The organism is Paenibacillus sp. FSL R5-0887, assembly GCF_038002305.1.
Lineage (GTDB): Bacteria > Bacillota > Bacilli > Paenibacillales > Paenibacillaceae > Paenibacillus_AQ > Paenibacillus_AQ odorifer.
Window position 1 is genome coordinate 3,370,615 of sequence record NZ_JBBOCE010000001.1, and the last position, 14,670, is coordinate 3,385,284.

Genomic DNA, 14,670 nt, shown 5'->3' on the forward strand with positions numbered 1-14,670 from the left:
GCTCCTTAGAATGCAATTTCAGTGCCTTTATGTAATCTAACAGCTTCATTATATATAAAATTAGCTGCTGCTAAATCCTCAATGGCCAGCCCTAATCCTTTAAAAAGAGTAATGTCAGCTGCGGACCTTCTGCCCTCGATAGTGCCACTGATCAGCTCACCAATCTCCCCGACAATATGATCTGCTGTAATTTTGCCTTCGTTCAGCGGGATTAAATAATCACCAGATTCATTCTGAGCGGATTCCAGCCGATCTACATATAACTTAGCTAATTGGACGGTCTCCGAATCCAGCTCACGGTCATTTGGTCTGCATGCGCCGACAGCATTGATATGTACACCCGGTTTCAGCCATTCTCCCTTGAGCACAGGTTCGGTGGATGCTGTCACGGTACAAATGATATCCGCTGCGCTGACTGCCGCTTGAACTGTCTCGGCAACAATGATCTGCACATCATATTTTTGGCTCATCTCCATTTGAAAATCCTGTGCCTTTGCGAGTGTCCTGCTCCATACTTTTACCTCACGGATGGGTCGAACCCGCAACATCGCTTCCAGATGACTTTTTGCTTGTTCCCCAGTTCCAAGAAGAGCAAGGATTTCGGCATCCTCTCTGGCCAGATATCGGGTTGCTGCTGCACTGACTGCCGCCGTACGAATGGCTGTAATCTTTTGTCCATCCACTATAGCTTTCGGAACACCCGTAGATGAATCGAATAGGGTAACAAGACCTTGATGAGAAGGCAGGCCTGAACCATGATTGCTGGGAAATACACTGATGATTTTGGCACCAGCTACCTCTTCATGCTGCAAATAACCCGGCATTAAGCCGAGCAGATTGCTCTTTTGTAAAGGAAGCACTTGTCTTAAGCTTTGTACGGCTTGTCCAGCGGACAGAGCCTTCAAAACAGATTCCATAACGGAGATGCAAGATTCCATAGCTAACAGTTCGGCCACTTCATTTTGATTAATGACTAGCATAAGACGGACCTCCTTCTCCTCATCATGATTGCACGAACGCAAATATAAAATTTTTCTTACTATCATAACTTATCCGGTTTAAATATTCATGTATAAAGCTGGAAGGCAAAATTTGTCCTGACCCGAGTTATTCTCTATACTTAATATAGTACGTATTATATTTTAAGGAGCTGACTATTGATTATGGCTAATAAAATAACTTTAGGAAAAACCAATCTGCAGGTTCTCCCGCTGGGTCTGGGTGCCAATGCTGTTGGCGGGCATAATTTATTTCCGGGTTTAAATGATGAAACCGGCAGAAATATTGTGCGCAGCGCTCTGGATCATGGGATTAATTTTATTGATTCCGCCTTTATTTATGGACCAGGAAGATCCGAGGAACTGATTGGCGAAGTGCTGAAGGAAAGAGGCGGCCGCGACAATGTGGTCATTGCTACTAAAGGCGCTCACGTGATTACCGGTGACAAGATTACACTCGACAACTCTCCAGCTTTTCTAAGACAGTCTGTAGAAGACAGCTTGAAACGCCTCCAGACTGATTATATTGATCTTTACTATATTCATTTCCCTGATGAAAGCACACCTAAGGACGAAGCTGTAGGTGAACTTAAGAAGCTGAAGGATGAAGGGAAGATTAGAGCCATCGGGGTGTCTAACTTCTCCATTGATCAGCTGAAAGAAGCCAACAAAGACGGTCATGTGGATGTTCTTCAATCCCACTACAATCTGCTGCATCGTGATGCGGAACAAGATTTGCTGCCTTATACGCAGGAGCATGGCATTTCTTTCGTGCCCTATTTCCCACTTGCGTCGGGCCTGCTGGGCGGCAAATATAAGCAAGGCGATACATTCAGCGACATTAGAAAAAATGACCCGCTATTTCAAGGGGAGACCTTTGCCAAGAATCTGGAGAAGGTGGACAAGGTTCGTCAGATTGCCAATGCCAAAGGTGTCGAAGTCGCACATGTCGTACTTGCCTGGTATTTGACCGTACCTTCCATCGATGCGCTTATTCCGGGCGCCAAACGTCCTGAGCAGATCGTTTCCAATTTAGAGACGCTGAAGGTGCAGCTGACACCAGAAGAGATCAAAACTATAGATTCCATATTTAAGGCGTAATCTAGCCTCATTAGATTAAGGGGTTGTCCCATGGCCACGAAATGGCTGCTGGGGCAGCCCCTTTTCTGCTTGGGTTCATCGGATGATTCGGGTTAGATAGTTCGATTGCCATGATTCGTAAGATTCGTCATTCGTTCGTTTTATTTCCTTCGTACGTTCGTTCGATCGACCTATCACAGCTCCCCGCACAATGCCCTATCGGACACAGTTGACCCGTAACGCAGCATTATTGCACATTTGGAATTCCAACGGACCTCATAGCCTCTATTGGCACAAAATACACCTAATATGAACCTTTTTCTAAGCAATAACGTCTCTGGGGTCCGAAACCCTGCTGAAAAGGCGATAAATTTGCATATAACGTCATCTGGGTCCGTAAGCGGCAGCGGATGGCAGTCGATCGTAGTGGAGAGCAATCATTCTTCTCCAATATCCTAAATTCTTTGTATTAGTAAATATTGTTTGCTATACTTTCTCTGAAGTAACATTGGACTTTAATTTTTATAAAAAGGGGAATTCCTTGATGATTATTCAACCTAAAACTCGCGGATTTATATGTACAACAGCCCATCCAGAGGGATGCGCCAAACAAATACAACAACAAATTGAATATGTAAAAGCACAAAAGAATATTGAGGGACCTGCTAATGTACTAGTCATTGGCGCTTCTACCGGATACGGACTAGCTTCCAGAATTTCAGCCGCTTTCGGTGCTGGCGCCAACACTATTGGTGTTTTCTTTGATAAAGCTGCTGAAGGTCAACGTACAGCTTCTGCTGGCTGGTACAACTCCGCAGCTTTTGAACAACAAGCAGCGCAGCTTGGACTTAAATCTCACAGCATAGTTGGCGATGCCTTCTCCGATGCTATCAAAGAGAAGACCATTGAATTGATTAAAGCTGAATATGGCACAGTTGATTTAGTTGTCTATAGTGTCGCTTCACCACGCCGCACTCATCCGGTAACAGGAGAAACCTTCTCCTCCGTCATTAAACCGGTGGGAACCGCTTATTCGAACAAAACCTTGAACTTCCACACAGGTGAAGTTTCCATGACCACTATTGAGCCTGCTTCAGAAGAGGAAGTACGTCAGACCATCGCAGTTATGGGCGGCGAAGATTGGAGAATGTGGATCGATCAGCTTCAAGCAGCTGGCGTGCTTGCCGATGGAGCTACAACCGTTGCTTACTCCTATATCGGGCCTGAAATCACTCACCCTATCTATCGCGACGGAACGATTGGTCAAGCCAAACATGATCTGGAACAAACAGCGATCCAACTGAATGATCGCCTGTCCACTCAAGGTGGACGTGCTTTTGTTTCCGTGAACAAAGCTCTGGTAACCCAATCCAGCTCCGCGATTCCTGTAGTCCCTCTTTATATCTCTGCATTGTATGAAGTAATGAAGGAAAAAGGGCTGCACGAGAACTGTATTGAACAAATGTACCGTTTATTCTCTGAGCATCTTTACAGTGGGGGCGAAGCTACTGCTGACGGAGGCTGCTTGATCCGAATTGATGACTGGGAAATGCGTGAGGATGTTCAGACTGAGGTTATGAAACGTTGGGACGAGCTGACAACCGACAATGCAGGTGAGCTTGCTGATCTTGAAGGCTACCGCCAAGATTTCTTTAACCTGTTTGGTTTTAGAACAGAGGGTGTAGACTACGAAGCTGACATTGATCCTAATGTCGACATTCCAAATATGTATTAATAACTGATCTATAGACAAATGAGGTTGTCTCTGAAGTAGTGAATTCTACTGACGAGATAACCTCTTTCTCTTTTAGATAGACATTGGCTTACCTCCCCTCTTTATGATATGGTTTGATTGAATACTGCATGTTCTACTAACATTCGAAGGAGTGAGTCACTTTTGGTTAAAAAAATTAGTGTAGCAAACGGCGCACTTGAGGTGTCACAAATTTCGCTTGGCTGTATGCGGATTGCTGATTTATCTGCAAAAGAAGCAGATACACATGTACATAGTGCCCTCGAGCTCGGAATAGACTTTTTTGACCACGCCGACATCTACGCAGCTGGCAAAGCCGAAGAAGTATTCGCAGGTGTACTGGAGAACAATCCGGGTATGCGTGATAAAATGATGATCCAAACCAAATGCGGAATCCGCAACGGTTTTTTTGATTTCTCCAAGGAACATATCCTGCAATCCGTAGAAGGCAGCCTTAAGCGCTTGAAAACAGACTATATCGACGTCCTACTGCTTCACCGTCCTGATACGCTATTCGAGCCAGAAGAAGTCGCTGAGGCTTTTGATATTCTGGAAAGCAAAGGTATGGTCAAACACTTTGGTGTCAGCAATCAGAACCCGTTGCAAATCGAGCTGCTTAAGAAAAATGTAAAGCAACCGCTGCTGTTCAACCAGCTGCAATTGAGCATTATGGTCACTGGCATGATTGATACAGGTTTCAATGTGAATATGACTAACTCCGGTTCAGTTGTTCATGATGGCGGGATTTTGGAGTACAGTCGCCTGCATGACATGACCATTCAGCCTTGGTCGCCTTTCCAATATGGCTTCTTTGAAGGCGTATTCTTAGATAACGATAAGTTCCCTGAATTGAACGAGGTCATTAACCGCTTAGCAGCTGAAAAAGACGTAACCAATACAGCGATTGCCATCGCATGGATTCTCAGACATCCGGCAAATATGCAGCCTGTCGTTGGCACAACTAATACGCAGCGCTTGCGTGATATTGCCAAAGCTTCCGATATTACTCTCACTCGGCAAGAATGGTATGAAATCTACCGTGCTGCCGGCAATGTCCTTCCATAAACACCTAAAGCCACGAGGTACGTTATTAACGTACGCCGTGGCTTTTTTACAAGAGAGCGATTCAATCCTCACGTTCTAGTAAAACTAGATAGACAGCGTCAAGATATTCGTATACTCACAAAAAGAACACAAAAAATAATAACTACTACCGAAATACTTAAGATCATAGTGAATCTTTTGTTATCCTTTTTCATAATCCATCCTTCCTTCCTATAGATGCACATCTCTCTTTTCAAAAGAAATTAAAGCAACGCTCAAGCAAACTCCTATGATTACAACAGGGATTAGGATCATACGAACACCCTCGTTTAGGGTATATATTTCATGTGAATTTACAGCAGAGAATTTAAAAATTTGCGTCGTTAGCGTATTTTCAGAAATCACTCTCAGATATACATACGAAGAGTCTTTCAGATAACCACTGAGCAGAAAATCGCCAAATACAAAAACAAACGTGGCAATAACAGCGGTAGCCGATTTTTTCATCAATACTCCTAACAACAGCACGACAGCGGAATAAGCTGCGAGATACAAAATATTGAATCCAATAGCCCCCATAGCAACGATAAACTTCCCCTCTAAGCTTTCATTTCCGATATGGGAACCCGTAACAAGCGCTGCCAGCATATACAATACATAAAAAAGACCAAAAAATTGAATTACCCACCATAATACAACTTTTAATTCGGTCAGATATTTTCCCAGTAAATATAATGACCTGCTCTGACCCGAAGCGATAATGGTTTGAACCGACCCATACTCAAATCCCTCGGTAGCAAAAAAACAAACGTAAATCGGGATGATAAAATACAGAAAAAAAGATAACTGAATGCTAGTGATTAAAGGCTCTAAAGGACCATCTATATCAAATCCTACTTGTACCCCCATCCAAACCAGTAATAAGGCACTTCCAAACAGCAAAAGAAGACTTATCCCCTTGAACATGGGATCCTTGGTTACATAATAAGCTTCAGCCTTAAGAAAATTCCTCATTCGTTACCTCCAGCAATTAGATCCATATAATAGTTCTCAAGATTTGGAGCCGACAGGTTAATCCCTTCAATATGGATGCCCCGCTTTAGAAAAAAAGACATCAGCTCTTCTAGATTTGTACTCTCTTTAGGAATTTGAATTTCTCCAGCTTCGCTGATCGTAATGGTTTCTAGTTGGAGTTCACTTTTTAAAATCTGAAGTGTCGCTGCGGGATCAGCCGTTCGAATACAGATTTTTGTTTCCGCCGTATGTAAGAGTTCCTCCGCAGAAGCTTCTTTGATTAACCTTCCTTTATGAATAAAACCGTATTGGGTCGCAAGTAGCTGCAACTCACTTAAAATATGACTGGAGATTAATATAGTCACTCCTTGTTCTTTGGATAGCTTCTCCAGGATCTTTCGCACTTCAACAATGCCTGACGGATCAAGACCATTAATAGGCTCGTCCAATACCAGAAATTTGGGATCGTTAAGTAGAGCAATAGCCAGACCTAAACGTTGTTTCATCCCAAGGGAGTATTCTGAGGTTAGCTTAGAACCGGCATCTGCCAGAGAAACTGCCTGCAATACTTCCGCAATTCTGCTCTTATCCTTAATCCCAAACGCACGGCAATAAAACGTAAGATTTTGCTTCGCATTTAGATTAGGATAAAGCGCTGGCCTTTCAATTAGAAATCCAACCTTTCGCCTCGCCTCGTGAACAGCTTTTGTGTCCTTTTTTTCAAAAAGAGAGATTTCGCCATGTGTCGGATGTACCAATCCGCCTATTATTTTCATTAATGTAGTTTTACCTGCCCCATTTTCGCCAACAAACCCATAAATATCTCCTACCCCAATCGTCATATAGACATCCTGAAGAGCAAAAGACTCTCCGTATTGTTTGCTTAAACCTTTGGCCTCAAAGATCGTTTGAGTCAAATCAAACACTCCTCTTTTCACTTTTCCACATCCTAACATGTTGCCATGAACTCTACATTCAAACTGTAACAATCAAGTTAGTTAATGTAATTATTAAGAAGGATTTGTATAATGTGACTTATATGGTCGACAAATTCCCGGATATTTTGGACAATTCTTGTCGAAAGGAATGATAAAGTGATACGTATTGCTGTCTGTGATGATGACTTTCCCACTACTGAATTAATAGAGAGACTTATTCTGGAGACTCAAAGGAATTTCACAAGGAAAATAGAGGTGTCGATCTTTTATTCCGGAGAAAGCTTCACTAAGGCCATTCAAGAGGCCTGCGCGTTTGATATTATTTTTATGGACATTGAAATGGCGGATATGGATGGAATAAAAGCTGGGTATGTACTGCGGGGAAATGATGAAAATGATCTAGTGCAGCTTATCTATGTCTCTAGTCATGATGAATATCATCTGCAACTCTTCGATGTTCAGCCCTCGGGATTTATCAAGAAACCTATCGATTCAGAGATATTTAAGCAAAAACTGATTTCTACGATTGAAAAAGTAATTCGCAAGCTGCAGCAAGGCAAAAAAAACTTCTTATCACTACAGCAAAAAGGAAAAGAAATTCTAATCCCCTATCGAAATATCATCTATCTGGAAAGCAACCGGCGGAGAATTATTCTTTATTCCTGCAACGATCAACTCGACTACTACAGTACACTAAACGAGGAAGAGCAGAAGCTTCCTGTGAGCGATTTTGTCCGAATCCATCAATCCTACATCGTTAACTTTTACTTTATTAAAGAAATCAGTAACCAGGGAGTAATTCTCCTAAATGGTGAAGCCTTACCCATTAGTGCAAAATATAGTGCCGATTTTAAGAAAAAATATCTGAAATTCAGGGGGAGTCTTGTTGGATAATATCTTTCTGGAGGAGTTATTCTATCTAGTAACGCTTCCACTTTTACCTATCATCATTCATTACTTCTACAGCCATTGTTTCGTTAGCCGACTTACCACCAAAGCCAATCTTGTTATCTTGTACTCTCTATATTTCCTCTGTATTGTCTTTCTGCACTATAGCTCACTGCCAGGCTCAATCCTACTCACACTCAATATTGGCCTGATTGCTCTCTTATCTTTTTTTTACAATGGAAATATCAAATGGCGGATCGTTGCCGCTCTTTTTCTGGTTGCGCTTATTACGCTTAGTGAGTTATCACTGCCCCTATTTTACTCGACAAAGGGATATATTCTGAACCAGTTTCTTTCCAAGCTGCTGATGTTTATATTAGCTTTTGTATCCGTGCGCGTAGCTAAAGCCTTTGGAAATGGCGGGTTATCTAAATGGTATTGGGTTCTATTATTTATTTGCCCTTCTATAAGCACACTAGGGATCTACAGCTTCGCATCCAGCCTTTATATGCAGTCCTTCCCTACCCTTGTTCCAATCCTGTCCACAGGACTACTCATCATAAATTTATTGATATTTATCTTATGTGACCGTATGTTAGTTATCCAATCTGCGCAGAACCAAAGTTATTTACTTGAGCAACAAAATGCTTACTATGTAAATCAATATCTTTTGACAAAAGAAATACAGGAAGAATCTTTTAAGTTCCAGCATGATATTAAAAATATTCTCATAGGTTTACGCGCAAAGGTACAATCCGGTGAAGATGCCAATCTGAATGAGTTGGACAACTTACTGGGGCAAATAGACAACCCAATAGGCGTTAGCAATAGCGGGAATACGATTATTGATTCCATTATCAACTACAAGCAGCAGGTCGCTGAGAAGCATCAGATCCCCTTCAAGTTAGACTTGAACATCCCTGTACAGCTGACGCTCGACACCACAGTTATCAGTGTGATTTTAGGAAATGCACTGGACAATGCCATTGAAGCTTGTTGCGATAAAAGAAATGAAGAGTGCTATATAACCATACATATGCATTATCTTAATGAAAGCTTGTTCATCCGGATTCAGAATCCTTATGTGAATGAAATTCATACGAATCGTTTTGGCGACATCTGCTCCACAAAAACTAATAAATCCGGTCATGGTATAGGCTTAAAAAGTATCCAGAAGGTCGTTGAGGATAGTAATGGCTTAGTAGATATTTCATATAACAATAATCTATTTCAAGTCGAAATTGTTCTTTTTATGGTCCCCTGTAAAAAAAGGATTTAGAAGCTTATCATAAGCTTCATCATAAACCCAAGTGATTCCTTCATCTTTACTGGTAAGATATATAGTTCCTGCCACACCGGTATCTTGATCAATTAACGAGATAGGGAACAGTCCTTCCTTTCTATTAAAGATAGGAGAAAGGGGATTTTTTTTATATTTATCAAACTTTTCTGGAAGCGATACAGCAAGCCTTTCCCAAGTTTGCCCCTGATCTTTGGTCCAATAAATTACAGGACCCTCATCCATATAATATCTGTACCCTAAAAACCCGATATCCGAACTAGAAAATCCCACGCCGGTCAAATGTTCCGAATAAATATCATTTGGATTGCCTATCTCTTTCCACGTCTTACCTCCGTCAGAGGTTTGATATACGTAATTCAGCGCACTCCCAACTCCTTGTGAAGCACCACTGACCAGCCAACCATCATTTTTATTCGTGAAACCGATAAATTTTGTTTCATATCCCATTGCACCAGGAATAGGATAGTCATTCCATGTCTGTCCCTTATCATTACTGATTAAAACATGCAGCGGCAATGATTTTCCATCTGCAAAACCATAAACAATAGCTGTTTTATCCTCGGATATAAAATAACCGGTGTTCTCTTGTCCCATTCCCAGAACCCCTCCGGTCGTATCCAATTTTAATGGCACATTTGCTTTAACAGCTCCATTCCGATATAAAACAGAAACGTTCCCCTCTGCATCTATGGAGTACGAGTTGCCAGCATCATTAACAACAACTTGCTCCCCCTCAAAGCCAATGGAATAAATCGTGCCGGGTTTGATGAATTCGCTGCCTTTTATATTAGTGCACGCCGTCAACACGCTGATTACCCCGATCAAGAGCAGGACGGTATAAAATAGAGTGATGCCGTTTCGTTTTTTCTTCGTATTAAGAATAGATATAAACCGCTCTTTCATGGAAATTCCCCTCCATATCTAATATTTCCATTTTGCGAATAGTTTTTGCTAAACCATAGAGATCAGATATTTCTAAATCTGCATCAGGTAGCTTCTTAATTTCATTATTCATGAATCAATCGACTGATCAGACAGTTGTATAACCGTTTCTATTATACAACTGTGTAAATGAAATGCAAGTGATCTGTCCTTCTGTTTCTCTATATCATCGAATGCGAAGCTAACGGTATATACTAGAACTTTGGAAATAGGGTAATTCAGAAGTAGTAGTAGAGGAAAATCTAATGCTCCTATTAGAAATTCAATAAGCTCTGAAAATGAAAAAGGTCTATAAAATCGCTTATTAAGCAATCTTATAGACCTTTTTAGTATACGGTGAGAGGCTCGAACCTATCGATATTTATTTTGAACGCATCAATAGATATAGGAAGTAAGGCACACTCAGCATTGTTACAATAATTCCTGCGGGAATATCTGACTTAAAGCTGACCGTTCGAGCAATCGTATCCGCTACAAGCAGCAATAGCGCACCAATAAGCGCTGAAGTAGGTAGAAGCACTTTGTAGTCGTGACCTACCAGCTTGCGAGCCACATGCGGACTAATCAATCCAATAAAGAAGATCGAGCCCCCGAGCGCTACACAGCCAGAAGCTATGCCTACAGCCGCAATTGCCAAGCGCAAAAATTTCTTCTTTACAGCGACTCCTAATCCTATCGAAATTTCGTTGCCTAGCACCAAGACGTTCAATGTCCTGAAATTAGAAAGAATATATACGAATAGCAGCAATACCCAAGGTGCCAACAAGCTGATATAAGACCACTTGTCCCCCCATAAATATCCTGCTTGCCAACGCTGCGCAAACTCATACTTCTGGTCATCAAGCTTTAAAGTCAGGAATAGCGACAGCGCACTAAACCCCATATTGATCGCAACACCAGTCAAGATAAGTCGTGTAGAAGAAATCATACGACGTTTTCTATAGGCTAGAACATAGATCAGAGCTGCTGCCAGCAGACCACCTAAGAATGCCATAGACGGCAGTAATAATGTTATAGCGGCGCCTTGAATGCTTACCGTTGAGATAATCAGCAACACCATAAGACCTGAACCTGAGCTAATACCAAGCATGCCGGGATCAGCCAGATCATTGCGCAGCAAAGCCTGCATAACTGCACCTGCCAGTGCCATCCCAAATCCAACAAGTATCGCTAATACGATCCGAGGAAGACGAAACTTATAAACAACAAGATTATGCTCCTCTGGACCTTGTCCAAGCAATACTTGAAATACTTCAAGTGGATTGAGGGACACCTTTCCCATATTAAGACTAAGAATAGCTCCTGCAATAAGCAGTATTATGAGAGATAGAATCCATATTGTAGCCTTATGCGATTTAACAACATTCATTTGAAGGCTCTCCTCTCTTTGCTCGCAATTAGCAAGAAGAAAGGAACACCAATCATTGCAAAAATAATGCCCAGTGCTGTCTCTGCCGGACGATTAATCAGCCTTCCTGCGATATCCGCTACAACCATAAGTGCACCGCCGTAAATGGCTGATGCCGGAATAATATAACGATAATCTACACCTACAAAAAAACGCATAATATGCGGAATAATCAACCCTACAAAGCCGATTGGCCCTACAAGTGCAACAGCTACACCCGCAAGTAAAAGGACCGCTAGCATAGCTATCATCTTAACGAGAACGATCCGTTGCCCGAAGCCTTTCGCGATCTCTTCTCCCAAGTTTAAAACAGTGATAGAGCGTGAAATGAATAGTGACAAAGCCAGTCCACCTAAGAACCAAGGTATAACTAGCCTAATTTCCACCCATGTTGCTCCAGCCACACTACCCGAAGTCCAATAAGCAAGGGCACGACCAATTCCATAGTTTAATGAGATAAATGACCCCACAGCTCCAAATAGCATTGTAATTGATATTCCAGCTAGCACCAGTCGTTGAGGTGTCATTCCTGAACGATTCAATGAAGCGGCAAGGTACGTTAATCCTGCTCCAAGTCCTGCGCCAATAAAGCTAACCAGCAAGGTTGTTGTCTGCAGTTGCCCTGGAAGAAAAACCAGTGTAACGGCCATTGCAAGAGCTGCTCCTGCATTTACTCCCATTAATCCGGAATCTGCTAAGGGATTTCGCGTATAGCCCTGCATAACCGCTCCTGCTACCGCGAGACACATACCCGCAATAATATCAGCTGCTGTACGCGGAATTCGAAGGGCATGAATAATCTGATGCTCGGTCAGTTCAGGATCAAAATTAAAAATCGCTGTCCATGCCATCTTCAGGCTCATAGAAGCAGAGCCAAATGAGATAGAAGCTGCTACTGAAAGCAGCAGCAGCAGTATCCCTAGGAGTAGAAACAGACCGAAATACGATTTCCCTCTTAAATCAGGGATAACGGTTGTTCTATCATCTAGCTTTCTATTTTTTTTCATACGCTGACACTAGCTTCTCAACTACAAAATCTAGCTGCTTATCAAGAGAGTAGATATCGGAATAATATGAAAAATCAAACCCGATTTCGATCAATCTACCTTCTTTGATTGCTGGAATGCTGTTCCAAATTGGATTGTCCGACAAATCATCAGCCCCATCCCATACAGAGCGGAACACGAAGTCTCCTATATACTCAGGTAACACCTCTAAGGAAACAAACCCTCCAGTAGCCTTCTCTCTGCCATCAATCTTTTTCTGAAGAATCTCTGGTGCTTTTAGCCCTAAATATTCATAAATGATCTGAGAGCCCCTTCCATAAAGCTTGCTATCGATCACCGCCATCTCTTTTTTGCCGCCTTCGATAATGGTTACTGTCTTATCCAAAATTCCAAGTTCATCAAGCTGCTGCTTGCTCTTCTCCAACTTCTCGTGGAAATTATCTAGTAGAGCTTGTGCCTCCTGCTCCTTGCCAAATACCTCGCCAATCTTCATTACACGTTCATCCGTCGCCATTTTTTCATAGGGAATTGGAACGGTCGGTGCAATATCCTTAAGGATTTCGTAAGTTTCTTCAGAAGCAGCTATGATCAAGTCCGGCTTTACTGCCATAATAGCCTCTGGATTAGGCTCATACCATGAACCTAGATCTTCAATCCCCCCCAGCTCTTCTGCAAAGGCCGCTCCTTCAAAAACACTCGAAGTCCCTACTGGCTTAATGCCGAGGGCCACAAGATCCCCTTGAAGGTATAACACGACAACCCTCTTTGGATTAGCTGGAACAACAATATCTCCCTTTATTGTAGAGATAGTTCTTGTCTGAGCCTCCTTATTGACATTGTCAGCTGCAATTGAATTATTTGCTGGTGATGATGTAACTTCAGAAGCTTTGGATCCATTAGAATTCGTGGCATTAGAACCAACGCTTGCAGATCCACATGCACTTAAAAGCAAGGTAAAGCTAAGCAGCATCGCTACAATAAAACTTGACGTCTTTGTTAATCTCATAGGTGAAGACCCTCCGGTTATTTCATTTTGGTAATAGTAATGATAATGATTATCATACTCAATAACATTATATCGGGAGGATATGTGCTCGCCAATGGAGAATTTGGCGGTGGTAAATGGACGATTGTCCGATGAGCTCACCTGCCTGCTTTCCTTGCGGAACCGGATGGGAGATTGACCATTGTATTTACTGAACATACGACTGAAGTAATATACATCGCTATATCCAACTTCTTCTGCAATTTCGCGAAGTGGAGCATCGGTACATCGTAATAGCTCTTCTGCATGTTTAAGCCGGAATCGTATCAAATATTCAATTAAGCTAAACCCCGTCTCCCCTTTAAAGCGGGTTGATAGATGACGAGGGCTATAATTAAATTGCTCCGCTATAGATTCTAGTGATAAATTATGACGATAATGCTCCTCAATATAACGGACAACCTGCCCAATGACATCCGGTTGCCTGAGGTTAATTCCATCCTTTGTGAACTGCTTTAATAATTCATGTATAAACTGATAGAACAAGCCTTTAACTTGAATTCTTTCCAATTGGCTTCCTTGTGCCCAAAGTTGTTCCATTGCCATTAGTTGATAGTGCAGTGGTAATGGCTCCAAAGATTCGAAGCTATACTGCATCCGAAATGGATTGCTGCGTTCTAAAAGTCTTGCTAAATCCTTTCTTCCTGGCAAGGAGGCTCTATAGAATAATAAATAGTATTGAAACAACTTCCCTGTCTCTATACTTAGTCTCATGCCCTTGCCACCATGCACAATAAAGTGACGGTCTGCGTCGTAATCTATGCCGTTGAGATTCAAGCTGGCCGTACCCCGCACACAGTAGATAAATCCACATGCTGGTAATACATAGCCTTGCAGCTTGTCCCCAGGCTTCATCACAGCATGTCGAATATCAAGTACTTTAACAGCGGCATAATTCCATGCGAAAATATGATCTTTCAGCCTCATCTTTGCAATACACTCCGATCTGCTCCACAATCTATTTGAATTAATTATATTTCACAATAAATGATAATGATTATCAATTAGTATTAGGTAGTTCCTCTATTTTGTCAATCGCTGTTTAGTATCATGATTGCTTATAGCTTTCGAAATGGAGCTTCCTCAGGAATGCCTCTATCTCATTCACATATCCGCTTACATTAATCTTCCTCAGTACAACTAAGTACAATTTCTTATTCACACTTGAAGGATGTATCAAAAGTTTTCCGGCACAGGCATGAACGGAATTGTAAAAAAACAAACAAAAAAGTTCATCAGATATAGTATCT

Annotated in this window: 12 protein-coding genes; 5 read left to right on the top strand and 7 right to left on the bottom strand. The window is 41.9% G+C overall.

What is annotated here, in order from left to right:
- Positions 1-5: 5 nt before the first annotated feature.
- Positions 6-980 carry an ornithine cyclodeaminase family protein gene (locus MKY14_RS15015; protein ID WP_076278865.1) on the bottom strand — a complete coding sequence of 325 codons (975 nt, stop codon included), beginning with the start codon at positions 978-980 and terminating at the stop codon, positions 6-8.
- A 183-nt stretch (positions 981-1,163) separates the two neighbouring features.
- Between MKY14_RS15015 and MKY14_RS15020 the strand changes: the two genes are divergently transcribed.
- The 3 genes from MKY14_RS15020 (at position 1,164) to MKY14_RS15030 (ending at position 4,896) form a co-directional block, all read left to right on the top strand.
- Positions 1,164-2,099, top strand: a complete 936-nt coding sequence (locus MKY14_RS15020) for an aldo/keto reductase (RefSeq protein ID WP_076185518.1) — start codon at positions 1,164-1,166, stop codon at positions 2,097-2,099.
- 523 nt (positions 2,100-2,622) lie between these two features.
- The gene (gene fabV, locus MKY14_RS15025) at positions 2,623-3,813 is read left to right on the top strand and encodes an enoyl-ACP reductase FabV (protein WP_076193199.1); all 1,191 of its coding nucleotides are present in this window, start codon (positions 2,623-2,625) and stop codon (positions 3,811-3,813) included.
- Between the two features lie 162 nt (positions 3,814-3,975).
- Positions 3,976-4,896: an aldo/keto reductase gene (locus MKY14_RS15030; RefSeq protein ID WP_038573011.1), complete on the top strand. Its 921-nt coding sequence runs from the start codon at positions 3,976-3,978 to the stop codon at positions 4,894-4,896.
- 210 nt (positions 4,897-5,106) lie between these two features.
- On the opposite strand, the gene MKY14_RS15035 is transcribed toward MKY14_RS15030, so the two are convergent.
- Together MKY14_RS15035 and MKY14_RS15040 are read right to left on the bottom strand one after the other, a co-directional pair.
- Positions 5,107-5,889 carry a hypothetical protein gene (locus tag MKY14_RS15035; RefSeq protein ID WP_076130409.1) on the bottom strand — a complete coding sequence of 261 codons (783 nt, stop codon included), beginning with the start codon at positions 5,887-5,889 and terminating at the stop codon, positions 5,107-5,109.
- Positions 5,886-6,827, bottom strand: a complete 942-nt coding sequence (locus MKY14_RS15040) for an ABC transporter ATP-binding protein (RefSeq protein WP_339169432.1) — start codon at positions 6,825-6,827, stop codon at positions 5,886-5,888. The genes MKY14_RS15035 and MKY14_RS15040 overlap by 4 nt, the downstream gene beginning before the upstream one ends.
- A 156-nt stretch (positions 6,828-6,983) precedes the next feature.
- Here MKY14_RS15040 and MKY14_RS15045 point away from each other — a divergent pair, with 156 nt between their 5' ends.
- A complete protein-coding gene (locus MKY14_RS15045; protein WP_076193193.1) occupies positions 6,984-7,721 on the top strand; it encodes a LytR/AlgR family response regulator transcription factor in 738 nt (245 codons plus the stop codon).
- Positions 7,714-8,994, top strand: coding sequence for a sensor histidine kinase (locus tag MKY14_RS15050; RefSeq protein ID WP_076304235.1), 1,281 nt, complete (start codon positions 7,714-7,716; stop codon positions 8,992-8,994). The genes MKY14_RS15045 and MKY14_RS15050 overlap by 8 nt, the downstream gene beginning before the upstream one ends.
- Here MKY14_RS15050 and MKY14_RS15055 read toward each other — a convergent pair.
- From MKY14_RS15055 to MKY14_RS15070, 4 genes are all read right to left on the bottom strand, one after another.
- Positions 8,941-9,921 carry a WD40/YVTN/BNR-like repeat-containing protein gene (locus MKY14_RS15055; protein WP_248549473.1) on the bottom strand — a complete coding sequence of 327 codons (981 nt, stop codon included), beginning with the start codon at positions 9,919-9,921 and terminating at the stop codon, positions 8,941-8,943. The genes MKY14_RS15050 and MKY14_RS15055 overlap by 54 nt on opposite strands.
- Before the next feature lie 400 nt (positions 9,922-10,321).
- Positions 10,322-11,329 carry a FecCD family ABC transporter permease gene (locus MKY14_RS15060; protein WP_340976753.1) on the bottom strand — a complete coding sequence of 336 codons (1,008 nt, stop codon included), beginning with the start codon at positions 11,327-11,329 and terminating at the stop codon, positions 10,322-10,324.
- Positions 11,326-12,375: a FecCD family ABC transporter permease gene (locus MKY14_RS15065; protein ID WP_339244595.1), complete on the bottom strand. Its 1,050-nt coding sequence runs from the start codon at positions 12,373-12,375 to the stop codon at positions 11,326-11,328. The genes MKY14_RS15060 and MKY14_RS15065 overlap by 4 nt, the downstream gene beginning before the upstream one ends.
- A complete protein-coding gene (locus MKY14_RS15070; RefSeq protein ID WP_340976754.1) occupies positions 12,362-14,347 on the bottom strand; it encodes an AraC family transcriptional regulator in 1,986 nt (661 codons plus the stop codon). Before MKY14_RS15070 ends, MKY14_RS15065 begins: the two co-directional genes overlap by 14 nt.
- Positions 14,348-14,670: the final 323 nt, after the last annotated feature.

Bases quoted from the DNA above. Each gene is read 5' to 3' on its own strand.
- fabV (WP_076193199.1), top strand. From the start codon at position 2,623: ATGATTATTCAACCTAAAACTCGCGGATTTATATGTACAACAGCCCAT.
- MKY14_RS15035 (WP_076130409.1), bottom strand. From the start codon at position 5,889: ATGAGGAATTTTCTTAAGGCTGAAGCTTATTATGTAACCAAGGATCCC.
- MKY14_RS15055 (WP_248549473.1), bottom strand. From the start codon at position 9,921: ATGAAAGAGCGGTTTATATCTATTCTTAATACGAAGAAAAAACGAAAC.
- MKY14_RS15065 (WP_339244595.1), bottom strand. From the start codon at position 12,375: ATGAAAAAAAATAGAAAGCTAGATGATAGAACAACCGTTATCCCTGAT.
- MKY14_RS15015 (WP_076278865.1), bottom strand. From the start codon at position 980: ATGCTAGTCATTAATCAAAATGAAGTGGCCGAACTGTTAGCTATGGAA.
- MKY14_RS15020 (WP_076185518.1), top strand. From the start codon at position 1,164: ATGGCTAATAAAATAACTTTAGGAAAAACCAATCTGCAGGTTCTCCCG.
- MKY14_RS15060 (WP_340976753.1), bottom strand. From the start codon at position 11,329: ATGAATGTTGTTAAATCGCATAAGGCTACAATATGGATTCTATCTCTC.
- MKY14_RS15070 (WP_340976754.1), bottom strand. From the start codon at position 14,347: ATGAGGCTGAAAGATCATATTTTCGCATGGAATTATGCCGCTGTTAAA.